At 71.0% G+C, this 24,441-nt stretch carries 21 protein-coding genes; 12 read left to right on the forward strand and 9 right to left on the reverse strand.

Annotated elements, in window-relative coordinates; all coding sequences use genetic code 11:
• The first annotated feature begins 499 nt into the window (after positions 1-499).
• The 4 genes from ACIRFL_RS08030 to ACIRFL_RS08045 all read left to right on the forward strand — a co-directional run bounded on the left by ACIRFL_RS08030 (position 500) and on the right by ACIRFL_RS08045 (position 4,765).
• On the forward strand, positions 500-2,326 hold the full coding sequence (locus tag ACIRFL_RS08030) for an acyl-CoA dehydrogenase (protein ID WP_404025205.1): 1,827 nt from the start codon (positions 500-502) through the stop codon (positions 2,324-2,326).
• A gap of 122 nt (positions 2,327-2,448) precedes the next feature.
• A complete protein-coding gene (locus tag ACIRFL_RS08035) occupies positions 2,449-3,747 on the forward strand; it encodes a M18 family aminopeptidase (protein ID WP_404025207.1) in 1,299 nt (432 codons plus the stop codon).
• A gap of 165 nt (positions 3,748-3,912) precedes the next feature.
• Positions 3,913-4,170, forward strand: coding sequence for a DUF6458 family protein (locus ACIRFL_RS08040; RefSeq protein WP_404025209.1), 258 nt, complete (start codon positions 3,913-3,915; stop codon positions 4,168-4,170).
• Positions 4,171-4,270: 100 nt separating this feature from the next.
• The gene (locus ACIRFL_RS08045) at positions 4,271-4,765 is read left to right on the forward strand and encodes an LURP-one-related/scramblase family protein (RefSeq protein WP_404025211.1); all 495 of its coding nucleotides are present in this window, start codon (positions 4,271-4,273) and stop codon (positions 4,763-4,765) included.
• 148 nt (positions 4,766-4,913) lie between these two features.
• On the opposite strand, the gene ACIRFL_RS08050 is transcribed toward ACIRFL_RS08045, so the two are convergent.
• On the reverse strand, positions 4,914-5,711 hold the full coding sequence (locus ACIRFL_RS08050) for a carbon-nitrogen family hydrolase (RefSeq protein WP_404025213.1): 798 nt from the start codon (positions 5,709-5,711) through the stop codon (positions 4,914-4,916).
• Positions 5,712-5,928: 217 nt separating this feature from the next.
• Between ACIRFL_RS08050 and ACIRFL_RS08055 the strand changes: the two genes are divergently transcribed.
• Together ACIRFL_RS08055 and ACIRFL_RS08060 are read left to right on the forward strand one after the other, a co-directional pair.
• Entirely contained in the window at positions 5,929-6,753 is an 825-nt protein-coding gene (locus tag ACIRFL_RS08055) for a maleylpyruvate isomerase family mycothiol-dependent enzyme (protein WP_404025215.1), read from the forward strand.
• A 110-nt stretch (positions 6,754-6,863) separates the two neighbouring features.
• Positions 6,864-7,658, forward strand: a complete 795-nt coding sequence (locus ACIRFL_RS08060) for an SAM-dependent methyltransferase (RefSeq protein WP_404025218.1) — start codon at positions 6,864-6,866, stop codon at positions 7,656-7,658.
• A 224-nt stretch (positions 7,659-7,882) separates the two neighbouring features.
• Here ACIRFL_RS08060 and ACIRFL_RS08065 read toward each other — a convergent pair whose 3' ends face one another.
• Positions 7,883-9,178: a nitrate/nitrite transporter gene (locus ACIRFL_RS08065; RefSeq protein ID WP_404025220.1), complete on the reverse strand. Its 1,296-nt coding sequence runs from the start codon at positions 9,176-9,178 to the stop codon at positions 7,883-7,885.
• On the reverse strand, positions 9,175-9,846 hold the full coding sequence (locus ACIRFL_RS08070) for a GntR family transcriptional regulator (protein WP_404025222.1): 672 nt from the start codon (positions 9,844-9,846) through the stop codon (positions 9,175-9,177). The genes ACIRFL_RS08065 and ACIRFL_RS08070 overlap by 4 nt, the downstream gene beginning before the upstream one ends.
• A 239-nt stretch (positions 9,847-10,085) precedes the next feature.
• Here ACIRFL_RS08070 and ACIRFL_RS08075 point away from each other — a divergent pair, with 239 nt between their 5' ends.
• Positions 10,086-10,988 carry a D-alanyl-D-alanine carboxypeptidase family protein gene (locus ACIRFL_RS08075; protein ID WP_404025225.1) on the forward strand — a complete coding sequence of 301 codons (903 nt, stop codon included), beginning with the start codon at positions 10,086-10,088 and terminating at the stop codon, positions 10,986-10,988.
• An 81-nt stretch (positions 10,989-11,069) separates the two neighbouring features.
• Here ACIRFL_RS08075 and ACIRFL_RS08080 read toward each other — a convergent pair whose 3' ends face one another.
• The 3 genes from ACIRFL_RS08080 to pdhA are packed head-to-tail and all read right to left on the reverse strand — an operon-like array spanning position 11,070 to position 14,691.
• Positions 11,070-12,467: a dihydrolipoamide acetyltransferase family protein gene (locus ACIRFL_RS08080; RefSeq protein ID WP_404025228.1), complete on the reverse strand. Its 1,398-nt coding sequence runs from the start codon at positions 12,465-12,467 to the stop codon at positions 11,070-11,072.
• 11 nt (positions 12,468-12,478) lie between these two features.
• The gene (locus ACIRFL_RS08085) at positions 12,479-13,459 is read right to left on the reverse strand and encodes an alpha-ketoacid dehydrogenase subunit beta (RefSeq protein ID WP_404025310.1); all 981 of its coding nucleotides are present in this window, start codon (positions 13,457-13,459) and stop codon (positions 12,479-12,481) included.
• A 17-nt stretch (positions 13,460-13,476) separates the two neighbouring features.
• Positions 13,477-14,691 carry a pyruvate dehydrogenase (acetyl-transferring) E1 component subunit alpha gene (gene pdhA / locus ACIRFL_RS08090; protein ID WP_404025229.1) on the reverse strand — a complete coding sequence of 405 codons (1,215 nt, stop codon included), beginning with the start codon at positions 14,689-14,691 and terminating at the stop codon, positions 13,477-13,479.
• A 546-nt stretch (positions 14,692-15,237) separates the two neighbouring features.
• Here pdhA and ACIRFL_RS08095 point away from each other — a divergent pair.
• The gene (locus ACIRFL_RS08095; protein ID WP_404025231.1) at positions 15,238-16,254 is read left to right on the forward strand and encodes a phosphotransferase; all 1,017 of its coding nucleotides are present in this window, start codon (positions 15,238-15,240) and stop codon (positions 16,252-16,254) included.
• Between the two features lie 140 nt (positions 16,255-16,394).
• Here ACIRFL_RS08095 and ACIRFL_RS08100 read toward each other — a convergent pair whose 3' ends face one another.
• Positions 16,395-17,972, reverse strand: coding sequence for a protein kinase (locus tag ACIRFL_RS08100; RefSeq protein WP_404025234.1), 1,578 nt, complete (start codon positions 17,970-17,972; stop codon positions 16,395-16,397).
• 328 nt (positions 17,973-18,300) lie between these two features.
• Here ACIRFL_RS08100 and ACIRFL_RS08105 point away from each other — a divergent pair, with 328 nt between their 5' ends.
• Positions 18,301-19,947 carry a protein kinase gene (locus ACIRFL_RS08105; protein WP_404025239.1) on the forward strand — a complete coding sequence of 549 codons (1,647 nt, stop codon included), beginning with the start codon at positions 18,301-18,303 and terminating at the stop codon, positions 19,945-19,947.
• A gap of 72 nt (positions 19,948-20,019) precedes the next feature.
• Here the strand turns inward: ACIRFL_RS08105 and ACIRFL_RS08110 are convergent, their stop codons facing one another.
• Positions 20,020-20,556, reverse strand: a complete 537-nt coding sequence (locus tag ACIRFL_RS08110) for a bacterial proteasome activator family protein (protein WP_351731263.1) — start codon at positions 20,554-20,556, stop codon at positions 20,020-20,022.
• A gap of 162 nt (positions 20,557-20,718) precedes the next feature.
• Between ACIRFL_RS08110 and ACIRFL_RS08115 the strand changes: the two genes are divergently transcribed.
• Complete coding sequence (locus ACIRFL_RS08115; RefSeq protein ID WP_404025244.1) at positions 20,719-21,258, forward strand: hypothetical protein; 540 nt, start codon at positions 20,719-20,721, stop codon at positions 21,256-21,258.
• A 172-nt stretch (positions 21,259-21,430) separates the two neighbouring features.
• Here ACIRFL_RS08115 and ACIRFL_RS08120 read toward each other — a convergent pair whose 3' ends face one another.
• Complete coding sequence (locus ACIRFL_RS08120) at positions 21,431-22,414, reverse strand: NAD(P)H-quinone oxidoreductase (RefSeq protein WP_404025245.1); 984 nt, start codon at positions 22,412-22,414, stop codon at positions 21,431-21,433.
• 145 nt (positions 22,415-22,559) lie between these two features.
• Between ACIRFL_RS08120 and ACIRFL_RS08125 the strand changes: the two genes are divergently transcribed.
• Positions 22,560-23,576, forward strand: coding sequence for an ATP-binding cassette domain-containing protein (locus tag ACIRFL_RS08125; RefSeq protein ID WP_404025247.1), 1,017 nt, complete (start codon positions 22,560-22,562; stop codon positions 23,574-23,576).
• Positions 23,573-24,421: an ABC transporter permease gene (locus tag ACIRFL_RS08130; RefSeq protein ID WP_404025249.1), complete on the forward strand. Its 849-nt coding sequence runs from the start codon at positions 23,573-23,575 to the stop codon at positions 24,419-24,421. The genes ACIRFL_RS08125 and ACIRFL_RS08130 overlap by 4 nt, the downstream gene beginning before the upstream one ends.
• The last annotated feature ends 20 nt before the right edge of the window (positions 24,422-24,441 follow it).

A 24,441-nucleotide genomic window follows, 5' to 3' on the forward strand; every position in this document is an offset into this window, starting at 1 on the left:
ACGCCCCCGAAGGGGGCGCGGGGAACTGCGCAACCAACCACGACGCAGCGGCAGCCAACAGACGACCAGCACCCCCCAAGGGGCGCGGGGAACTGCGCGAACAACCACAACGGCGCCGCAGCCGACAGACGACCGATGCCCCCGAAGGGGGCGCGGGGAACTGCGCGAACAACCACGACGGCGCGCCAGCCGAGACACGGCCCATACCCCCGGAGGGGCGCGCGGGGAACTGCGCAACCAACCACAACACCGCCGCAGCCAACAGACGGCCGATATCCCCGAAGGGGGACGCGGGGAACTGCGCGAACAACCACGACGCCGCCGCAGCCGAGACACGGCCGATGTCCCCGAAGGGACCGTCGGCGACTCCTGGGTCACATTTGGGCCAGTAGGGGTTGCTTGTTATTACCGACGGGTAGCATCATCGGAGCTACTTGTTGGTATGTGAACCAGATGCGAGGAGCCAGTGCCTCGCCGAGTCCGATACGGAGCCGTCACCATGGGGCACTACAAGTCGAACCTCCGCGACATCGAATTCAACCTGTTCGAAGTACTCGGCCGGGACAAACTGTACGGAACCGGCCCGTTCACCGAGATGGACGCGGACACGGCCAGGAGCATCCTCGAAGAGCTGACCCGGCTCGCCGAGAACGAACTCGCGGAGTCGTTCGCGGACGCCGACCGCAACCCGCCCGTCTTCGACCCCGAGACCAACACCGCGCCCGTCCCGGCCTCCTTCAAGAAGAGCTACCGGGCGTTCATGGACTCCGAGTACTGGCGCCTCGGCCTGCCCGAGGAGATCGGCGGCACCGCGGCTCCCCCGTCGCTGATCTGGGCGTACGCCGAACTGATCCTCGGCGCCAACCCGGCGGTCTGGATGTACTCCTCCGGCCCGGCGTTCGCCCGCATCCTCTTCGAGGAGGGCACCGAGGAGCAGAAGAAGATCGCCCGGCTCGCGGTCGAGAAGACCTGGGGTTCCACCATGGTCCTCACCGAGCCCGACGCGGGCTCCGACGTCGGCGCCGGCCGTACCAAGGCGGTCCAGCAGGAGGACGGCTTCTGGCACATCGAGGGCGTGAAGCGCTTCATCACCTCCGGCGAGCACGACATGGAGGAGAACATCCTCCACTACGTCCTGGCCCGCCCCGAGGGCGCCGGCCCCGGCACCAAGGGCCTGTCCCTCTTCCTCGTCCCGAAGTACCTCTTCGACGTCGAGACCGGCGAGCTGGGCGAGCGCAACGGCGTCTACGCCACGAACGTCGAGCACAAGATGGGCCTCAAGGCGTCCAACACCTGCGAGATGACCTTCGGCGACCGGCACCCGGCCAAGGGCTGGCTGATCGGCGACAAGCACGACGGCATCCGCCAGATGTTCCGCATCATCGAGTTCGCCCGCATGATGGTCGGCACGAAGGCGATCTCCACGCTCTCCACCGGCTACCTCAACGCGCTGGAGTACGCCAAGGAGCGCGTCCAGGGCCCCGACCTGGCGAACTTCATGGACAAGACCGCGCCCAAGGTCACCATCACCCACCACCCCGACGTACGCCGCTCGCTGATGACGCAGAAGGCGTACGCGGAGGGCATGCGCGCCCTCGTGCTGCACACCGCCGCGGTCCAGGACGCGATCGCCGTCAAGGAGGCGGACGGCGAGGACGCCTCCGCCGAGCACGCCCTGAACGACCTGCTCCTGCCGATCGTCAAGGGCTACGGCTCGGAGAAGGGCTACGAGCAGCTCGCCCAGTCGCTGCAGACCTTCGGCGGCTCCGGCTTCCTCCAGGAGTACCCGATCGAGCAGTACATCCGCGACGCCAAGATCGACACCCTGTACGAGGGCACCACCGCGATCCAGGGCCAGGACTTCTTCTTCCGGAAGATCGTCCGCAACCAGGGCGCCGCGCTGAACTCGCTCGCCGAGGACATCAAGAAGTTCCTGGCCCTCGCCACCGGCGGCGAGGAGCTGGCCGGCGCCCGTGAGCACCTTGCCAAGGCGGCCGTGGAGCTGGAGGCGATCGTCGGCCTGATGCTCACCGACCTCGCCGCCACCGAGCAGGACGTCAAGAACATCTACAAGGTCGGTCTGAACACCACCCGCCTGCTGCTCGCCTCCGGCGACGTCGTCGTCGGCTACCTGCTGCTGCGCGGCGCCGCGGTCGCCGCCGAGAAGCTGGAGACCGCCGCCGCCAAGGACAAGGCGTTCTACCAGGGCAAGATCGCGGCGGCGAAGTTCTTCGCGGCCACCGTCCTGCCCGGTATCACCCTGGCCCGCAAGCTCTCCGAGAACGTCGACCTCGACCTGATGGAGCTGGACGAGGCCGCCTTCTAGCCACCGGTCGCAGCCGCGGCCTTGTCCCGGGCCTCATACCCGGCCCCACCCGCGGCTTCGCCCGTCTGGGCCCGCCCTCCCGTCCGGGAGAGCGGGCCCACGCACGTCGTTAAGGTGAACCCATGAGCGAACCATCCCGCTTCGACCGCGGCCACACCGACGACCTGATGTCCTTCCTCACCGCGAGCCCTTCGCCGTACCACGCCGTGGCCAACGCCGCCGAGCGGCTGGAGAAGGCCGGCTTCAGGCAGGTCGCGGAGACGGACGGCTGGGACGGGACGGCCGGTGGCAAGTACGTGCTGCGCGGCGGGGCGATCGTGGCGTGGTACGTCCCGGAGGGCGCCGCCCCGCACACGCCGTACCGGATCGTCGGCGCCCACACCGACTCGCCGAACCTGCGGGTCAAGCCGCTGCCGGACAGCGGCGCGCACGGCTGGCGCCAGGTGGCGGTGGAGATCTACGGCGGGCCGCTGCTCAACTCCTGGCTCGACCGCGACCTCGGCATCGCGGGCCGGCTGACGCTGCGGGACGGCTCGACGCGCCTCGTCAACGTCGACCGGCCGCTGCTGCGGGTGCCGCAGCTCGCCATCCACCTCGACCGCTCGGTGAGCGCGGAAGGGCTCAAGCTCGACAAGCAGCGCCACCTCCAGCCGGTGTGGGGGCTGAGCGACGACGTGCGCGGCGGCGACCTCATCTCCTTCCTGGAGCACGAGTGCGGGCTGCCCGCCGGCGCGGTCACCGGCTGGGACCTGATGACGCACTCCGTGGAACCGCCCGCCTACCTGGGCCGGGACCGTGAGCTGGTCGCGGGCCCGCGCATGGACAACCTGCTGTCCGTGCACGCGGGCATCGCCGCGCTGACGGCCGCCGCCGGCTCCGGGCGGGACCTCGCCCACATCCCGGTCCTGGCCGCCTTCGACCACGAGGAGAACGGCTCGCAGTCGGACACCGGCGCGGACGGGCCGCTGCTCGGCTCCGTGCTGGAACGCTCGGTGTTCGCGCGCGGCGGCGGCTACGAGGACCGCGCCCGGTCCTTCGCGGGCACCGTCTGCCTCTCCTCCGACACCGGCCACGCCGTCCACCCCAACTACCCGGAGCGCCACGACCCGACGCACCACCCGCACGTCAACGGCGGGCCGATCCTCAAGGTCAACGTCAACAACCGGTACGCCACGGACGGTTCGGGCCGTGCGGTGTTCGCCGCCGCCTGCGAGAAGGCCGGCGTCCCCTTCCAGTCCTTCGTCTCCAACAACTCGATGCCCTGCGGCACCACGATCGGCCCGATCACCGCCGCCCGGCACGGCATCAGGACGGTGGACATCGGCGTGGCGATCCTGTCGATGCACAGCGCCCGCGAACTGTGCGGCGCCGACGACCCCCACCTCCTGGCCAACGCCCTGGTCGCGTTCCTGGAGCAGTGACCCGCCGACCCGACGCCGGCTCCCGGAGGTCTGCTCCCCGGGAGCGTCGGTCGTCGTGACCTGCTCCCGCTGCCACCGGGCGGGCGGCGGCATGGGCGGGGCGACCCCGGGTACCCGACCGCGACCGGAACGACCAGGAGACCGGACCGGAAGGGGAGGCACCTCATGGGCCTCGGTGGTTGCATCGTCCTCATCGCCGTCGGAGCGATCCTCGCGTTCGCGACCGACTGGCACCTGGCAGGGGTCAACGTCCCTCTGGTGGGCTTCATCCTGATGATCGTCGGGCTGATCGGCACCGTCACGTTCACCAGCATCGCCCGTCGCCGCCGCGTGGTGGTGCCGCCCTCGGCCACCGTCGTGGAAGAAGAGCGGCACCACCACCGTCACCACGGTGACGGCTACACCGACGGCTACGGCGTCTGACCCGCGTCGGTGCCGGCCGGCACCGCGCATCGCCTGCGACACGCCGTCCGTCGGCTGACGGGCGGCGTGTCGCACGCACCGCCGGGGAAGCGCTAAGAACATGAGATTCCTCGTACGCGACCGGCTGCTGGGCATCGGTGACGACTACTGGATCGAGGACGAGCACGGCTGCAAGGTGTTCCTCGTCGACGGCAAGGCGATGCGCCTGCGGGACACCTTCGAGCTGAAGGACACGCACGGGCGCGTGCTCGTCGACATCCACCAGAAGATGTTCGCGCTCAGGGACACCATGGTCATCGAGCGGGACGGCGAGCCCCTGGCGACCGTCCGGCGCAAGCGGCTGTCCCTGCTGCGCAACCACTACCGGGTGTCCCTCACGGACGGCAGCGAACTGGACGTCAGCGGAAAGATCCTGGACCGGGAGTTCGCCGTCGAGTACGACGGCGAACTGCTCGCGGTGATCTCCCGGCGGTGGCTGCATCTGCGCGAGACGTACGGCGTCGACGTGGTGCGCGAGGACGCGGACGCGGCGCTGCTGATCGCGGTGACGGTGTGCGTGATCCACCTGGCGGAGAAGGAACGCACGGACGGCTAGGGCCGACGGCATGCCAAGGGGTGCGCTGGGTTCAGGGGGCGCGTCGGGTTCCTGGGGTGCGATGGGTTCAGGGGGCGCGTCGGGTTCCCGGGGTGCATTGGGTTCCGGGGGTGCACTGGGTTCCCGGGGTGCGCTGGGTGCGGGACGGTCAGGGGTGCCTTGGCGGGTCGAGGCCCAGGACGCGGTCCTTAAGCGCCGGGAACCGGTCCCGGGTCGCGGCGACCTCCGCCGGGTCGAAGTCCACGGTGAGGACCTGCTCGCCGGGCCCCGCCTCGGCCAGCACCTCGCCCCAGGGATCCACCACGATCGAGTGACCCGCCTGGGGAACTCCCGCATGCGTCCCGGCCGTTCCACACGCGAGCACGAACGCCTGGTTCTCGACCGCCCGCGCCCGGGCCAGCAGCGTCCAGTGCGCGCGGCGGCGCTCGGGCCAGCCGGCCGGGATCACCAGCGTCTCGGCACCGGCGTCGACGAGGGCGCGGAAGAGTTCGGGGAAGCGCAGGTCGTAGCAGGTGGCCACGCCGAGGACGGTCTGCGGAAGCCGTACCGTCACCGGTTCCCGCCCGGCGCCCATCAGCACGGCCTCGCCCTGGTCGAAGCCGAAGCGGTGGATCTTGCGGTAGGCGGCGGCCAGGTCGCCGGAGGGGGAGAAGACGAGGGAGGTGTTGTACAGGGGGCCTTCGGGGTCCCGTTCCGGGATGGAGCCCGCGTGCAGCCAGACGCCCGCGTCGCTCGCGGCCTTCGCCATCGCCTCGTACGTCGGTCCGTCGAGCGGTTCGGCCTCGGTCCCGAAATCCTCGTACGCGAAGGCGCCGGTCGTCCACAGCTCGGGGAGCACGACGAGATCGGCCCCTGCCTGCTGCCGTACCGCCGCGGCCACCCGCCGCCTACGGGATTGGACCGATTCGTCCTCGTCTACGGCGATCTGAATCAGCGAAGCGCGCACACTACCACCGCCCTGGCATTCGAGCCGTCCATACGGGCCTACGATCGTCACACGAAAGCACTGCCGGGGTGCCTCACAGCAGCGTAACTTGGGGGTCCCCCCTGTTCGAGCGAAGCCGATAGTTTGGGGGAGTTCCGAGACACCCGCCGACAGCCACCTCCCACTGGCAACGCCGCCACCAACCGCCCGTGTACCGACCGCCGAGGGGTCCCGTTCCGTGAGTCTGCATCCCACCCTCCAGCCCTACGCCGACGCCTGGACCCACTCCATCGAAGCGATATCCGAGCTGGTGCAGCCGCTTGCGGAGGGCGAGTGGAACCGGCGGACCCCCTGCCCCGGCTGGTCCGTCCGTGACGTCGTGTCGCATGTGATCGGCCTGGACTGCGAGATGCTGGGCGATCCACGGCCCATCCACACCCTCCCCCGCGACCTGTTCCACGTCACCAACGAACACCAGCGCTACATGGAGATGCAGGTCGACGTGCGCCGGCACCACACGGCACCGGAGATGACCGCCGAGCTGGAGTACACGATCATCCGCCGCAACCGCCAGCTGCGCAACGAGTCCCGTGAGCCGGGCACCAAGGTGCGCGGCCCGCTCGGCGCGGAGATCACGCTCGAAGCGGCCATGCGGAACCGGGCGTTCGACGTGTGGGTGCACGAGCAGGATCTGCGCGCCGCCCTGGGCCAACCCGGCAACCTGGACTCGCCGGGTGCCCATGTCGCCCGGGACGTACTGCTCGCCGCCCTGCCGAAGATCGTGGCCAAGGACGCGGGCGCGCCGCGCAGCTCGGCGATCGTCTTCGACGTGCACGGGCCCGTGGAGTTCCTGCGCACCATCCGCGTCGACATCCAGGGCCGCGGCACCCTGGAGACCGCCCCCGCCCTCGGTCCCGCGGCCACCCTCACCCTGGACTGGGAGACCTACGTACGCCTGGCCTGCGGCCGGGTCGCCCCGGAGGCGGTCGCGGACCGGGTCAAGACGGAGGGGGACCCCGAGCTGACGACGGCGATCCTGCGTCACTTCACGGTGACGCCGTAGCCGTCGGGCCACGGGCGGCATCGGCCGCCGGCTGATGGCTGATGGCTGATGGCTGATGGCGCCCCGATAATCGGTGTGCGGCGGCGCCTCGGCCAACTACCGTGCGCGGCATGACTGACACCATCCAGCACTCCGACGGTCCCGCCGAGACCGACGGGCGTCCGCCCCGGCTGACCCGGCTCACCTTCCACGGCCCGCTCTCCGAGGCGCGCGCCGCCATGATGGTGGCGCGGCTCGCCGGTACCGAACCCGCCACCGTGCTCGACATCGGCTGCGGCTGGGGCGAGTTGCTGCTCCGTTTCCTGGCCGCCGTACCGGGGGCCCGCGGCACCGGGATCGATCTGAACGGCGAGGACCTGGCCCGCGGGCGGCGCAACGCCGAGGCACGGGGGCTCGCGGACCGGGTGGAGTTCGTCCAGGAGTCGGGCGTGGGCACCCGGCGCGGACCCGCCGACCTGGTGCTGTGTCTGGGCGCCAGTCAGGCGCTGAGCGCGGCCGATGCGCCCGCGCACACGGCGGAGGCGCTGCGCGAGCTGCGGCGGCTGGTCACGGACGACGGCCGGGTGCTGCTCGGTGAGGGCTTCTGGGAGCGGACCCCGACACCCGCGGAGCTGTACGGGATCTGGCCGGGCGCCTCCGCCGACGAGTACCACAGCCTGGCGGGGCTCCTCGACCTCGCGGTGGCGGCCGGGTTCCGCCCTGAGTGGACCGAGACCGCGAACACCGACGAGTGGGAGGAGTTCGAGTCGGCCTACCAGGCGGACACCGAGGTATGGCTGGCCCACCACCCCGACCATCCCCTGGCACCCGAAACCCGCGCCACCCTGGACCGCCACCGCACCCACTGGCTGACCTACCGCAACCTCCTGGGCCTCGCCTACCTAACCCTGATCCCCACCCACTAGCCCCCGAAGGGGGCGCGGGGAACTGCGCGCCCAGCCACAACACCGCCGCACCGGACCACCGACAGCCACCCCCAAAGGGGCGCGGGGAACTGCGCGCCCAGCCACGACGGCGCGTCAGCCGAGCCACGGCCGATGCCCCCGGAGGGAGGCGCGGGGAACTGCGCGACCAGCCACAACGGCCCCGCACCCGACCACCGACCCACCCCACCCCGGGGCCTGCCGGCTCAGGCCGGGACGTGCACCGTCTCCACCCGGCTGGCAACCAACCGCTCCCGCTCCCGCCGAGCCGCCCGCCTGCGCAGCCGCAGTATCTGGCTGAGCCCAAGCGCCTGGAGGACGAACACCACCGAGAACGCGACGGTGTAGTCGTCGTCGGTGGCGTCCAGCAGCACCCCGATGGCGAACAGCGTCGTCATCGAGGCGATGAACCCGCCCATGTTGGTGATCCCGGACGCCGTGCCCTGCCGCTCCGGCGGATTGGCGGGGCGGGCGAAGTCGAAGCCGAGCATCGAGGCGGGCCCGCACGCCCCCAGCACCGTGCACAGCACCAGCAGCAGCCACATCGGCGCCCGCTCGGCCGGGTAGAGGAGGGTCGCCGCCCAGACGAGGGCGGTCGCGCCGACGGTGCCGAGGGCCAGCGGCAGCCGGGCCGCGTGGTGCCGGGCGACGACCTGGCCGTAGACCAGGCCGATCACCATGTTGGACAGCACGACGAGGGTCAGCAGTTCGCCGGCCGTGGCGCGGCTGAGGCCCTGGGCCTCGACCAGGAAGGGCAGCCCCCACAGCAGCAGGAACACCATCGCCGGGAACTGGGTGGTGAAGTGCACCCACAGGCCGAGCCGGGTCCCCGGCTCCCGCCAGGCCGCGGCGATCTGCCTGCGCACATAGGCGGAGCCCCGATGCGGGAACGGCTCCGGTTCATGGCCCTCCGGGTGGTCCTTCAGGAAGAGCAGCAGGAGCACGAGGACCACCACGCCGGCCAGGGCGCTGCCGGCGAACGCCGGGGTCCAGCCGATGCCGTGCAGCAGCCGGGCGAGGACCAGCGTGGAGACCAGGTTGCCGGCCATCCCGACCAGGCCGGCGAGTTGGGCGACCAGCGGGCCGCGGCGCGCCGGGAACCAGCGGGTGCCCAGCCGCAGCACGCTGATGAACGTCATCGCGTCGCCGCAGCCGAGCAGGGCGCGCGAGGCGAGTGCCGTGCCGTACGACGGGGAGAAGGCGAAGCCCAGTTGACCCACCGTGAACAGCGCCGCGCCCAGGCCCAGCACCTTCTTGGTGCCGAGCCGGTCGACGAGCAGGCCGACGGGTATCTGCATGCCCGCGTAGACGAGGAGTTGGACGATGGAGAACGTCGACAGGGCGGAGGCGTTCACATGGAAGCGGTCGACCGCGTCCAGTCCGGCGACGCCCAGGGACGTACGGAAGATCACGGCGACGAAGTAGACCGCGACGCCTATGCACCAGATGGCGATCGCGCGCCGGCCGCCCGGCGGGTCGCCGGGGAGGGTGGCGTTGCTCACCGCACCTCACCCCGTGCCAGGTGGGAGAACCAGCTCACGTGCCGGTGCACGATGCCTACGGCCGCCTCCGCGTCACCCGAGCGCAGCGCGTCAAGGATCTCTCCGTGCTCGGCGAGGGTCTTGGCGATCCGGTCCGGGTGGGAGTGCAGGACGGCGACGCCCATCCGCAACTGGCGGTCGCGGAGCTGGTCGTAGAGGCGGGACAGGATCTCGTTGCCGCCGCTGCGCACGATCTCGGCGTGGAAGCAGCGGTCGGTGACCGCGGCGGCGGCCAGGTCGCCGGCGGCCGCCTGCTCCTTCTGCCGTGCGAGGAGTTCCGTCAGCCGCTCGACAAGGCCGGGCGGCGCGGGCACGGCCTTGCGCGCCGCGTGCTCCTCGACCAGCAGCCGGGTCTCCACGACATCGGCGATCTCCTGCGCGGAGACGGGCAGCACCAGGGCGCCCTTCTTCGGGTAGAGCCTGATCAGCCCTTCCACTTCGAGCCGCAGCAGCGCCTCGCGCACCGGTGTGCGGGAGACGCCGACGGCCTCGGCCAGTTCGCCCTCGGTCAAAAGGGTGCCGCCCTCGTAGCAGCGGTCCAGTACGCCCTGCTTGACATGGGCGTAGACGCGGTCGGCGGCGGGTGGCTGCTTCACGGGAGCGGACGGTGCGGGTGGCGCTGAAGGCATGCGCACATCATAGATACATCACGTACTCATGCACATGAGCCGTCCACGATGCGGACCGCTCACGGCGGGCCGGTGCGCCCTCGACCACCCGGACAGACACACCACAGGGACATCCGGATGTCCCGGACGGGAGAGCACAACCATCTGTGCTACTCACGTGTCACACACGTGCGGCCCTATTCCGTGCCACCTCAACCCGGCCGCACACCAGGCGCATTCACACAATCGGGGTACCTAACTTGATAAACGGCACCAAGGGCATCCGCATGCGCAGAGCTGTCGCCGTCGCCGTCACGTCCGGCGCCATGCTCGCCACCGGAGCCCTCACCGCGGCGCCCGCTCAGGCCGTGACCACGCCGTCGATCGCGGCCAAGGGCGGCTATGTCATGAACAACGCGAACGCCAAGTCGCTGTACACCAAGGCGGCCGACACCCGGCGTTCGACGGGTTCCACCACGAAGATCATGACCGCCAAGGTCGTGCTCGCCCAGTCGAACCTGAACCTGGACGCCAAGGTCACGATCCAGAAGGCGTACAGCGACTACATCGTGTCGAAGAACGCCTCGTCGGCCCGCCTGATCGTCGGCGACAAGGTCACCGTGCGCCAGCTGCTGTACGGCCTCATGCTGCCGTCGGGCTGCGATGCCGCGTACGCGCTCGCCGACAAGTTCGGCACGGGCTCGACGCGGGCCGCGCGCGTGAAGTCATTCATCGGCAAGATGAACTCGACCGCGAAGAACCTCGGCCTGACGAACACGCACTTCGATTCGTTCGACGGCATCGGCAACGGCTCCAACTACTCGACACCGCGCGATCTGACGAAGCTCACCAGCAGCGCGATGAAGAGTTCCACGTTCCGTTCGATCGTCAAGACCAAGAAGTACACGGCGAAGACGATCACCAAGACGGGCAGCACCCGCACGATGCAGCCGTGGACCAACACGAACACGCTGCTCAGCAGCTACAGCGGCGCGATCGGTGTGAAGACCGGATCGGGCCCGGAGGCCAAGTACTGCCTGGTCTTCGCGGCCACCCGGAACGGCAAGACGGTCATCGGCACCGTCCTCGCCTCCACGGACGCCACCCAGCGCGCCAAGGACGCCACCAAGCTCCTCAACTACGGCTTCGCCAAGCTGGGCTGACACCGCACCGTCCGACGCGAGGGACCCGCCGCACCCAGCGGCGGGTCCCTTTTTGTGCGGAACCGGTCGGGCGCTGCCCGGTCACGCCCAGGTGATCAGGCGCTTCGGCTGTTCCAGGACGGCCGCCACGTCGGCGAGCACCTTGGAGCCCAACTCGCCGTCCACCAGGCGGTGGTCGAAGCTCAGCGCCAGGGTGGTGACCTGCCGCGGCTTCACCTTGCCCTTGTGGACCCACGGCTGGAGCTTGATCGCGCCGACCGCGAGGATCGCGGACTCACCGGGGTTGAGGATCGGCGTGCCGGTGTCGACGCCGAAGACACCGACGTTGGTGATCGTCACCGTCCCGCCCTGCATCGCCGCCGGGCTGGTCCGTCCCTCGCGCGCCGTCGACACCAACTCGCCCAGCTCCTGCGCAAGTTGCGGAAGCGTCTTGAGGTGCGCGTCCTTGATGTTCGGGACGATCAGGCCGCGTGGGGTCGCCGCCGCGATGCCCAGGTTCACATAGTGCTTGAGGACGATCTCCTGGGCCGCCTCGTCCCAGGAGGCGTTGATGTCCGGGTGGCGCTTGACGGCGACCAGCAGGGCCTTGGCGATCAGCAGCAGCGGGGAGACCCGCAGCCCCTGCATCTCCTTGTCCTGCTTCAGCTCCTCCACCAGCTTCATCGTGCGTGTCACGTCGACCGTCACGAACTCCGTGACATGCGGTGCCGTGAACGCCGAGCCGACCATGGCCTGCGCGGTCGCCTTGCGCACGCCCTTGACCGGGACGCGGGTCTCGCGCGCGCCGTCGTAGGCGACCACCGGAGCCGGGGCGGCGGGGGCCGGGACCGGGGCCGCGGCCTGGGCCGCGGGTGCCGTGGCGGTCACCGCCGCGTGCACGTCCTCGCGGGTGATGACGCCGTCCGGGCCCGACGGGATCACCGTCGCCAGGTCGACACCGAGGTCCTTCGCGAGCTTGCGCACCGGCGGCTTGGCGAGCGGCCGCGGCGCCGCGGGCGCGCCGGCGCGGCCGTTCAGTTCGGTCTGGACCGCCTGGGCGGCCCGGGCGGCCTCGGGGGCGGCGGCCTCGGCGGCCTTGCGCGGGCGGCGCCTGGTCGCGGACGTCGCGACCCCGTACCCGACGAGCACCGGCTGGCGTGCCGGTGCCTCGGGCTCCGGCTCGGGCGCCTTGGGCCGCTCGGGCTCCTGGGGCGCGGCGGGAGCGGGCACGGCGGCGCCGCCGGCCACGTCCACGGCGATGATCGCGGTGCCCACGTCGACCGTGGTGCCCTCGGGGAAGCGCAGCTCACGGACCACGCCGTCGTAGGGGATGGGGAGTTCCACGGCCGCCTTGGCGGTCTCGACCTCGCACACCACCTGGCCGTCGGTCACCGTGTCGCCCGGCTGGACGTGCCACTTGAGGATCTCGGCCTCGGTGAGCCCCTCGCCCACGTCGGGCATCTTGAACTCGCGTACGGACGCGTCCGTCATCGTCGTCACGACCCCTCTCCTCAGTACGCCAGGGCACGGTCGACGGCGTCGAGCACCCGGTCCAGGTCCGGCAGGTACTCCTCCTCCAGGCGCGCCGGCGGATACGGGGCGTGGTAGCCGCCCACCCGCAGGACCGGTGCCTCCAGGTGGTAGAAGCAGCGCTCCGTGATCCGGGCGGCGATCTCGGCGCCCGAGCCGAAGAACACCGGCGCCTCGTGGACCACGACCAGCCGGCGGGTCCTCTCGACCGACGCCTGGATCGCGTCGAAGTCCAGCGGGGAAACCGAGCGCAGGTCGAGGACTTCCAGGGACCTGCCCTCCTCGGCCGCGGCGGCGGCGACTTCCTGACAGAGCTTCACCATCGGGCCGTACGCGGCGAGGGTCAGATCGGTGCCCGCGCGCACCACGCGCGCCTTGTGCAGCGGGTCCGGGATCGCCTCGGTGTTGACCTCGGCCTTGTCCCAGTAGCGCCGCTTGGGCTCGAAGTAGATCACCGGGTCGTCGCTCTGGATGGCCTGCTGCATCATCCAGTAGGCGTCCGAGGCGTTGGACGGGGAGACGATCTTCAGCCCCGCCACGTGCGCGAACAGGGCCTCGGGGGATTCGGAGTGGTGCTCGACCGCGCCGATGCCGCCGCCGTAGGGGATGCGGACGACGACGGGCAGCTTGACCTTGCCCAGCGAGCGCGCGTGCATCTTCGCGAGCTGGGTGACGATCTGGTCGTACGCCGGAAAGACGAAGCCGTCGAACTGGATCTCCACCACCGGGCGGTAGCCGCGCAGGGCCAGGCCGATCGCCGTGCCGACGATGCCCGACTCGGCGAGCGGGGTGTCGATGACGCGGCTCTCGCCGAAGTCCTTCTGCAGGCCGTCGGTGACCCGGAAGACACCGCCGAGCTTGCCGACGTCCTCGCCCATGACGAGGACCTTGGGGTCCGCCTCCAGGGCGCGGCGCAGCGACTCGTTGATCGCCTTGGCCAGAGGCATGTTCTTGGTGGCCATGGTCTCCGCTGCCATGATCAGACCCCCTCTGCGTCCGCGAACGACGCCTGGTAGGCGGCGAACTGGGCTCGCTCCTCGTCGACGAGCGCATGCCCGTCCGCGTACACGTTCTCGAAGATGGCGAAGGTGTCCGGGTCCGGCATGGCGCGGACCACTTCGCGCACTCGTTTGCCCAACGCTTCGCTCTCCGTCTCAAGTTCCGCGAAGAATCCCTCGTCCGCGTGGTTTGCGGCCTCCAGATAGCGGCGAAGGCGCAGGATCGGGTCCTTCGCCTCCCAGGCGGCGCGTTCGTCGTCGTGCCGGTAGCGGGTGGGGTCGTCGGAGGTGGTGTGGGCGCCCATCCGGTAGGTGTACGCCTCGACCAGCGTCGGGCCCTCGCCGTTGCGGGCGCGTTCCAGCGCCCAGCGGGTGACGGCGAGGCAGGCCAGCACGTCGTTGCCGTCCACCCGGACGCCGGGGAAGCCGTAGCCCTGCGCGCGCTGGTAGAGCGGGACGCGGGTCTGCTTCTCGGTCGGCTCGGAGATCGCCCACTGGTTGTTCTGGCAGAAGAACACGACCGGGGCGTTGTAGACCGCGGAGAAGGTGAACGACTCGGCCACGTCGCCCTGGCTGGAGGCGCCGTCGCCGAAGTAGGCGATCACCGCGCTGTCCGCGCCGTCCTTGGCGACGCCCATCGCGTAGCCGGTGGCGTGCAGGGTCTGGGAGCCGATGACGATCGTGTAGAGGTGGAAGTTGTTGCTGTTGGGGTCCCAGCCGCCGTGGTTGACGCCGCGGAACATGCCGAGCAGGTTCGTCGGGTCGACGCCGCGGCACCAGGCGACGCCGTGCTCGCGGTAGGTCGGGAAGACGTAGTCGTCCGGCCTGGTGGCCCGGCCGGAGCCGATCTGGGCGGCCTCCTGGCCCAGCAGCGAGGCCCACAGGCCCAGTTCGCCCTGGCGCTGCAGGGCGGTGGCCTCGGCGTCGAAGCGGCGGGTGAGCACCATGTCGCGGTACAGCCCGCGCAGCTCTTCGGGGGTGATGTCGGCGACGTACTGGGCGTACTCGGAGAGTTGCGCGTTCTTCGCGTTCTTCGCGATCCTGACGCGCTTGCCCTCCGGGGTGAGCAACTGAACCAGCTCGGGTTCGGTGCCCTTCGTCGCGCCGGTGCTGGTGTTGCTTGCGGTGCCGGTGGTGCCGGCCTTGCCTGCGGCGCTGCGTCGCGGCTTGCGCGCGGCACTGCTGTCCACGGTCACGTGTGCTCCTCCGTCGGTCCGGCCCCCGGGGTTGCCGGGTAACCAGTGCGGCTCACCGATTCCAGACCACCGGGCACGGGGTGGGTGCCGCTCGGCCGGGAACTGGCGTGACAGGTGCCCCGGCGAGCGCCCTGCAAGGTCACGTTACCCAGTGCACCACATTTCTGTGAAACCCCCCCTGACCTGCGTTTTTGCTTGGATTTCCAAGTAAATCGGCGCGGACTGGAAGGTCGCTGGTCACAGCCTTGCAGGAGGCCGGAGCAACGGCACGTTATCCCGGCCGACCAGGCCACGGGAAGACTCCGTCGGGCCCGCGGAAAGCGCCGCACCGAGCCCACGGCCGGGCACGGCGTGCGGTTCGGCGCGCTCATGGTGGGCGCCTCGCCAAGCGACGGGAAACCGTTCCCCGGCCGCACCCCGTCACTTCGATAACTTACCGTGATCGAAAGCGACTGTCTGTGACAAGGCCCAGCTCACCGGCCTTTCTCGTGCCCTAGCATCTGGCGCGTGCCGCCCTCTTGTGTACCACCTCTTGCACCACCTCTCATGCCCCGCGTGCCCCCGCTGGGCGCCCTGCTGCGCCTGTACGCCGCCGGTTCCGCCGTCGCCTGCGAGCCCGTCGACCAGGGCCTGCTCAACCGCGGCTACCGCCTGCGCACCACCCGGGGCCGCTACTTCCTCAAGCACCACTTCGACCCCGACACCGCCGACCCGGCCGCGATCGAACGCCGGCACCGGGCCACCCAGCGCCTGGCCGACCTCGGTGTGCCGGTGGCCCCGCCGCTGGCCCACCGTGACGGCCGCACGGTCGCCGTCGTCGGCGGCCACGCCTACGCCCTGCACCCCTGGATCGACGGCAGACACCGGCACGGCGGCCAGCTCACGCGGGGTCAGTGCGGCCGGCTCGGGACGCTGCTCGGGGCCGTGCACGCCTGCCTGGAGCGGGTGATGCCGCCGAAGGCGGGCACCCGCCCCGCCACGAGCCCCCACCCGGTGGAGAGCGCCGACCCCGCCGACACCTTCGCCCTCATCGACGACATGCTCGCCCATGTGCGCCGGCACCGCCCGAACGACGCCTTCGACGCACTGGCCAGGCACCGCCTCCTGGAGCGGCGCGCGCTCCTCGAACAGCACGCAGGCCGGCGTCCACCGCGCGGCGGCTCGGTGGGCTGGGTGCACGGCGACTTCCACCCGTTCAACCTGCTCTACAAGGGAGATTTGCCCGCCGCGATCGTCGACTGGGACCGGCTCGGCGTGCAGCCCCGCGCCGAGGAGGCGGTCCGCGCCGCGGCGATCTTCTTCGTCCGGCCTGCGGGCGCCCTCGACCTGCCGAAGGTGCGGGCCTACGCGCGCGCGTACCGGCGCGCGGCCAGGGCCACGCCCGCGCAGTTCGCCGCCGCGGTGCACCGCGTGTGGTGGGAGCGGCTGAACGACTTCTGGATGCTGCGCTGGCACTACGAGCGCGGCGACACCCGTGCGGACCCCCAGTTCCCGGCCGCCTCGGCGCTCGCGGTGTGGTGGACACGGGAGTACGACGCGGTGTGCGACGCCTTCATGGAATGACCGGCATGACCACCGGGACCCGCATGACCGGCGGGACCGGCGGGACCGGCATGGGCTTCACGACCAGTGGGACCGTCACGCGCGCGTGGGGCGTCGTTGTCGTCTCACGCGCGCGGGGAGGCCGCTTCGGACGCCGTCCTTCAAAGGCCCTCGCCCGTGTCGCCGCCCGTGGTGCCCTGGTCCGTGCCGCCCGGGTCGGGCTGCGTTTCCGACGGCTCCGGCTGCGACGAGGTCCCCGGGTTCGACGGCTGCTCGCTGGTCTGCGGGTTCGAGGGCTGCTGGCTCTGCTCGCTGCTCTCGGTCGCGGACGGGGTGAACGAGGGCTGCGGCGGCGGCACGTAGTCGGAGTTGTCGCCGGAGTCCGAGGAGTCGCCCGTGGCCGTGTCGGTCGTCGTGCCGGTCGCCTCGTCGGTCGGGCTCTCGCTGGCCGTCTCGTCCTTGGTGGTCTGCGAGGTGGTCGGCGACTCGCTGACGCCCGGACCGCCTCCGCCGCCGCTGCCGGAGTTGTTCAGCGCCAGCGCCACGCCGGCGGCGATCGCGATCACCGCGAGCACGGCCAGGATCCACAGCTTGCCCCGGCCGCTGCCCTTGTTGCCGTGCCCCTCGAAGCCGCCGTCGTCGCCGCCTCCGTACCCGGAGGGCAGGATGGGCTGCGGGATCTGCGCGGTGCCGGCGCCGTACTCGCCGGGGTGCTGCATCGCCGTCGTGCCCGCGAAGCCGCCCGCCGGGGTGTGCCGGCCCTCGTGCGGCTCCACCGGGCCGGTGTTCCAGGTGCCCGTGTGGCTGCCCTGCTCGTACAGCATCTGCAGGCCGTACTGCACCAGGCCGCGCATCTCCTCGGCCGTCTGGAAGCGGTCGTCCGGCTCCTTGGCCAGCGAACGCATCACGAGGCCGTCCAGCTCCGGCGGCGAGGCGTCGGACACCTCGGACGGGGGCGTCGGGATGTCCTGGACATGTTGGTAGACCACGGAGAGCGGGGTCTCGCCGACGAAGGGGGGCCGCAGCGCGAGGAGTTCGTACAGCAGGCAGCCGGTCGCGTACAGGTCGGAGCGGTGGTCGACCGCCTTGCCGAGCGCCTGTTCCGGGGACAGGTACTGCGGGGTGCCCATGACCATGCCGGTCTGGGTCATCGTCGTCGACGCGCCGTGCAGCGCGCGGGCGATGCCGAAGTCCATGACCTTGACGGCGCCGTTGTGGGTGATGATGACGTTGGCCGGCTTGATGTCGCGGTGCACGATGCCGTGCTGGTGCGAGTAGGCCAGCGCCTCCAGGACCCCGGAGACGATGATCAGGGCCTGCTCGGGGCCGGGCGCCTCGGCGTTGATCAGCAGGTCGCGGATGGTGCGGCCCTCGACCAGCTCCATGACGATGTACGGCACGGACTGGCCGCCCACGACGTCCTCGCCGGAGTCGTACACGGCGACGATGGCGTGGTGGTTGAGGCCGGCCACCGACTGGGCCTCACGCGTGAAGCGGGCCTTGGAGACCGGGTCCTCGGCCAGGTCGGAACGGAGCAGCTTGACCGCGACGGTGCGCCCGAGACGCACGTCCTCGGCGGCGAAGACCTCGGCCATGCCGCCCCGGCCGAGTCTGTGGGTCAGCCGGTACCGGCCATCGCCGACGAGCCCTCCGTTGCCCCACATCTCCGGCGTGTCTGACATGCCACCGCCAGTCGCCTCGGGGTCGGACGGGCCCTGGGCGCTGTGCGTCTGTGCCATCGGTCCTCGCCGTCGTTTCTGCCCGCGGTGCGCGCGGTGTTGTCACGGTCTCCGTCGGCCACGCTACAGCCTCCGCGCAAGCCCCTTGTCCGGTACCGGTACCGTGGCCGGTCCGAGACGGACCGGCCATGAAACCCGCTACCCGCGCCGTCGTGCAAATTCTGTGCACCGGTCGTACAGCGGCTGTAACGCTTCCGCGACGCTTCTTTCGCGTACGGTCACGGAACGGGCACCGAGCTTGACGTGTCAGTGCCCTCGGGCAGACTTGGCCGGGAATGACACATTCGATCAACGGGGCGCCTGAAGGCCTACTGGGGGACGCGGAAACATGAGCCAGGACGGCGCACAGGGCCGGTACGCGGGGAGGGCTCTCGCGGGCGGCCGCTACCAGCTGCGCGACTTGCTCGGCGAGGGCGGCATGGCCTCGGTGCACCTGGCGTACGACGCCGTGCTGGACCGCCAGGTCGCGATCAAGACACTGCACACCGAGCTGGGCCGGGAACAGGCGTTCCGCGAGCGTTTCCGCCGCGAGGCGCAGGCCGTGGCGAAGCTCACGCACACCAACATCGTCTCGGTCTTCGACACCGGCGAGGACGAGCTGGACGGCATGACCACGCCGTACATCGTCATGGAGTACATCGAAGGGCGCCCGCTGGGCTCGGTGCTGGAGGAGGACATCCGGCAGCAGGGCGCGATGCCCGCCGACAAGGCGCTGAAGATCACCGCGGACGTGCTGGCGGCCCTGGAGATCAGCCACGAGATGGGGCTGGTCCACCGCGACATCAAGCCGGGCAACGTGATGATGACCAAGCGCGGCGTCGTCAAGGTGATGGACTTCGGCATCGCCCGCGCCATGCAGTCCGGCGTCACCTCCATGACGCAGACCGGCATGGTGGTCGGCACCCCGCAGTACCTCTCGCCCGAGCAGGCGCTGGGCCGGGGCGTGGACGCCCGCTCGGACCTGTACTCCGTCGGCATCATGCTGTTCCAACTGGTCACCGGGCGACTGCCGTTCGACGCGGACTCGCCGCTGGCGATCGCGTACGCGCATGTGCAGGAGGAGCCGCCGATACCCTCCGCGACCAACCGGGCGCTGCCGCCCGCGGTGGACGCGCTGGTCTCCCGCGCGCTGAAGAAGAACCCGAACGAGCGTTTTCCGACCGCCGAGTCGATGCGCGACGAGTGCCTGCGTGTCGCCGGGTCCTTCCAGGCGGCACCGCCGAGCATCGTCCCCGGCGCCCCGGCGCAGAGCGGCGCGGGCGTCGGCTCCGCGGTGTTCCCGCCGGTCGACCGGGCCACCCCGGCGCCCACCGGCCCGGTGCAGACGCCGTACCAGCCGGCCACGGGCCCGAACCCGTACGGCACACCGACGCCCGCCCCTGCGTACGGCTACCCGCAGCAGGGCGGCTACCAGACGCCGGCCCCGGCCGGGTACGCCCAGCAGACCCCGTCGACCCCGCCGCCGTACAACCTGACGCCCCCGTCCTCCACGCAGTCGCCGGGCCCGGGCCGCGGCAAGGGGAACAGGCCGGTGATCATCGGCTCGATCGCGGTGTCCCTCGTCGCGGTCGTCGCGCTGGTCGTGGCGCTCACCCTGAACAACGGCGGCACCAGCGACGACGACGCCAAGGGCGGCGGCAGCGCCGGCGCCTCGGTCTCGGCGTCCCACGCGGAGGGCTACCGCGGCCCGGACCCCTCGAAGACGATCGAGACGTCCGAGTGCACGGAGCCGAAGGAGTCGTACGACGACCCGGACAAGATCCGCGTGCCCAGCTTCAGGTTCAAGTACATCAAGTCGGTCAAGGCATGCTTCCAGGCCGCGGGCTGGGAGATGAAGGTGATCGACGTCGACGAGAACACCTACGGCGACGGCACGATCATGGAGCAGTTCCCCGCCGCCGACACGGACGTCGACCCGAAGGACATGCCCACGATCCAGCTCAAGGTCTCCACGGGCAACCCGGCCACCGGCTGAGCCACGCCACATGACATCGAGGGCCCGGCGGTGTGCTCAAGCACACCGCCGGGCCCTTCGTGGTCGGGTGATCTACAGGTACGGCCCGCCCGCGCGGCCACCCGGGTGCTTTTCGTCGCCCTCGTGACCCACGCCCGGCGGCAGCGCACGGCGCATCTGCTCCAGCTGGGCACGGGCGGCCATCTGCTGGGCGAACAGCGTCGTCTGGATCCCGTGGAAGAGACCCTCCAGCCAGCCCACCAGCTGGGCCTGCGCGATGCGCAACTCCGCGTCGCTGGGCGTGGCGCCGTCGGTGAAGGGCAGGGAGAGCCGCTCCAGCTCCTCGACCAGCTCCGGGGCGAGACCGTCCTCCAGCTCCTTCACCGAGCTGCGGTGGATCTCCTTGAGCCGGGCGCGGCTCGCCTCGTCCAGCGGAGCGGCGCGCACCTCCTCCAGAAGCTGCTTGATCATGCTTCCGATCCGCATGACCTTGGCGGGCTGCTCCACCTGCTCCGTCACCGGGATCTCGCGGGAGTCGTCGTCTCCTCCGCCGCCGAGCGCCATCCCGTCCTGGCCCACGACCAGGATCTGGGGGTTCTCCGGCGACCTTTCGTTCCTCGGCATCTCCATGCCGCCATTGTCGCGCACACCCGCGCCTCACCACGGTGCGCCCCCCGGTGCGTCCGATCCGGGGTTTAGACCCGATGGCGCAGTCCGGAATGCCGGACGTATCCACACATGTGAGGCTGGGTTGCGTCGATCTTGGCGACCGGGCTCCGGGAGGTCACCGACGTGACTCCATGGCTGCGTTCCACATTCCGTCTCGTACGGCTGCTCCTCGTGCTGGCGGCGGTCCTCGTGCCGTGCGGCACGGCCGGCGCGTACGCCCCCGAGGCCACGCCCCCGGACACCCCGGGCCCGTCGGCCTCCGTCGAACCGTCCCGGGGCGGCAACCGGCCGGGGCGGCAGGACGATCCCGCTGCGCACACCGAAGGGGTGGACGACAGGGAAGACAGGGACCAAGGGGACGACGCGGAGGGCGAGGGTGACGACGGCGGTACCTCGCCGGACTCCGGCCGGCGGTGGCACCACCACGGCGGCCATGACGGCCACGACGACCGCGACGGCGACGACGACGCCTACGGCGGCGCGACTCCCACCGCGTCCGAATCCACCCAGCAGGCCGGCCTCGCCCCCTCCGCGGACGCCGCCCACGGCCGGGCGAACGCCTCCGAGCCCGCGCTGCGGCTGCTACCGCTGGGCAGCGGGCTCGTCCTCATCGGCCTGGGCCTCGCCCTCGCCTTCGTGGGCCTACGCCTCCGACGAGGCTGAGCCCCTGCGGGGGGCTTGGCCCGTCCTCCCAGTGCAGCAGCGTCGTGGCTGATCGCGCAGTTCCCCGCGAGCCCCTGCGGGGGGCTTGGACCGTCCTCCCAGCGCGGCAGCGTCGTGGCTGATCGCGCAGTTCCCCGCGCCCCCAAACAGGCAGCGGCGGGGTGGGCGGTTGTTAGGGGGTGGTCAGGAGGAGTTTTCCGATGTGGGTGCTCGTTTCCAGCAGGCGGTGGGCCTCGGCTGCCTCCGGCATCGGCAGTTCGCGGTCGACGACCGGGCGTACCCGGCCGGAGGCGACCAGCGGCCACACGTGCTCGCGTACGGCCGCCACGACGGCCGCCTTCTCGGCGAGCGGCCGGGCGCGCAGCGAGGTCGCGGTGATCGCGGCCCGCTTGTTCAGCAGCGCGCCGAGGTTCAGTTCACCCTTGGCGCCGCCCTGCAGGCCGATCACCGCGAGCCGCCCGTTGACGGCGAGCGCCCGGACGTTGCGGTCCAGGTACTTGGCGCCCATGTTGTCAAGGATGACGTCCGCGCCCGCGCCGCCCGTGGCCTGGTCGAGTTCGGCGACGAAGTCCTGCTCGCGGTAGTTGATGAGGATGTCCGCGCCCAGCTCGGCGCAGCGGTCCAGCTTCTCCTTGCTGCCCGCGGTGACCGCGACCTTCACGCCGGCCGCCTTGGCCAGCTGGATCGCCATCGTGCCGATGCCGCTGGACCCGCCGTGCACGAGCAGCGTCTCGCCCGGGCGCAGGTGGGCGATCATGAAGACGTTGGACCAGACCGTGCACACCACCTCGGGCAGCGCGGCGGCCCGCTTGAGGTCGATGCCCTCGGGGACCGGCAGCAGCTGTCCCGCGGGGACGACGACCCGCTGCGCATAGCCGCCGCCCGCCAGCAGCGCGCACACCTCGTCGCCGACGGCCCAGCCGGAGACCCCGGGTCCGAGCGCGGCGATCCTGCCGGAGCACTCCAGGCCGGGGTAGGGGGAGGCGCCAGGCGGCGGGTTGTAGAAACCCTGCCGTTGCAGGACGTCGGCGCGGTTGACGGCGCTGGCCACCACCTCGACCAGCACCTCGCCCTCGCCGGGCGGCGCCGGATCCGGCACCTCGTGCCACACCAGCGCCTCGGGCCCACCAGGTTCGGGAATCGTGATCGCATGCATGCCCCGGACGCTACTCCTCGGCCGCGGTCCCGGACGCGGGGTGCGGGGGTCCGGGAAGAATTCGGTGCGCCGGGCGATGAGTTCTCGCGAAGGTAAAGGTCTTCCCATACGTATCCCAAGACCGCAGAAGCGGAAGGACCGACGTATGAGCACGCAGACGTCCGGGCTCGCGATCGAGACGGCCGGCCTGGTGAAGAGGTTCGGCGAGACGCGGGCCGTCGACGGAGTCGACCTCGCCGTGCCGGCCGGCACGGTCTACGGCGTCCTCGGCCCGAACGGCGCGGGCAAGACGACCACCGTGAAGATGCTCGCCACGCTGCTGCGCCCCGACGCCGGCGAGGCGCACGTCTTCGGCCGTGACGTGGTGCGCGAGGCCGACGAGGTGCGGGCCCGGGTGAGCCTGACCGGGCAGTACGCCTCCGTGGACGAAGACCTCACCGGCACCGAGAACCTGGTGCTGCTCGGCCGCCTCCTCGGGCACGGCAAGAAGGCCGCGCGGCAGCGCGCCGAGCGGCTGCTGGCGGCCTTCGGCCTGACGGACGCGGCCGGCAAGCAGGTCAAGCACTACTCGGGCGGCATGCGGCGCCGCATCGACATCGCCGCGTCCATCCTCAGCACCCCCGATCTGCTCTTCCTCGACGAGCCCACGACGGGTCTCGACCCGCGCAGCCGCAATCAGGTGTGGGAGATCGTGCGGGCCGTGGTCGCGCAGGGCACGACGGTGCTGCTGACCACGCAGTATCTGGACGAGGCCGACCAGTTGGCGTCCCGTATCGCCGTCATCGACCGGGGCCGGGTGATCGCCGAGGGCACGAAGGGCGAGCTGAAGGCGTCCGTCGGGGCCGGCTCCGTCCATGTGCGGCTGCGCGATCCGGGACAGCGGTCCACGGCCGCGGAGGTGCTGCGGCGCACCCTGGACGCCCAGGTGCAGCCGGAGCCCGACCCGGTGGCGCTGACCGCCCGGCTGAACACGGAGACGAGCGGTACGGCGGCCGAGCAGGCCGCCCGGGCCCTGGGCGAACTCGCCCGCACCGGCGTCACCGTCGACACCTTCGCGCTGGGGCAGCCCAGCCTGGACGAGGTGTTCCTCGCCCTGACCGGGCACGACACGCACGAGCCGAGCAAGGGCCACCGGCCGACGAAGGACGAGGTGACGGCATGAGCACCGCGACGACCACCGACAGCAAGGAACTCGCCCCGGTCAGCGCGGAGTCGCTGGCCTCGCTGCTGGTCGCCGAGCGCCGCCCGCCCCGGCCCAGCGCGCTGTCGGCGTCGATGACCTTCGGCTGGCGCGCGATCCTCAAGATCAAGCATGTGCCGGAGCAGCTTTTCGACGTGACCGCCTTCCCGATCATGAACCTGCTGATGTTCACCTACCTCTTCGGCGGTGCGCTGGCCGGTTCGACGCGGGAGTACGTGCAGTTCCTGCTGCCGGGCATCATGGTGATGTCGGTCGTGATGATCACGATGTACACCGGTGTCTCGGTGAACACGGACATCGAGAAGGGCGTGTTCGACCGGTTCCGCACCCTGCCCGTGTGGCGGCCGGCGACCATGGTCGGCTATCTGCTCGGCGACGCCCTGCGCTACACGATCGCCTCGCTGGTGATGCTCACGGTCGGTCTGATCCTCGGTTACCGCCCGGACGGCGGCGCACCGGGCGTGATCGCCGGGATCGCACTGCTGCTGGTCTTCTCGTTCGCGTTCTCGTGGATCTGGACGATGTTCGGGCTGATGCTGCGCACCGAGAAGTCGGTGATGGGCGTCAGCATGATGGTGATCTTCCCGCTCACCTTCCTGTCCAACGTCTTCGTCGACCCGAAGACCATGCCGGGCTGGCTGCAGGCGTTCGTCAACAACAGCCCGGTCACCCATCTGTCCTCCGGGGTGCGGGAGTTGATGGCCGGTGACTGGCCGGCCGCCGAGATCGCCTGGACGCTGGGCTGGTCGGGCCTGTTCCTGCTGGTCTTCGGCCCGATCACAATGCGGCTGTACAACCGGCGTTAGAGACCGGCCGCCCGGCCGCG

The sequence above is a fragment of the Streptomyces sp. NPDC102462 genome (genome assembly GCF_044765425.1).
GTDB lineage: Bacteria > Actinomycetota > Actinomycetes > Streptomycetales > Streptomycetaceae > Streptomyces.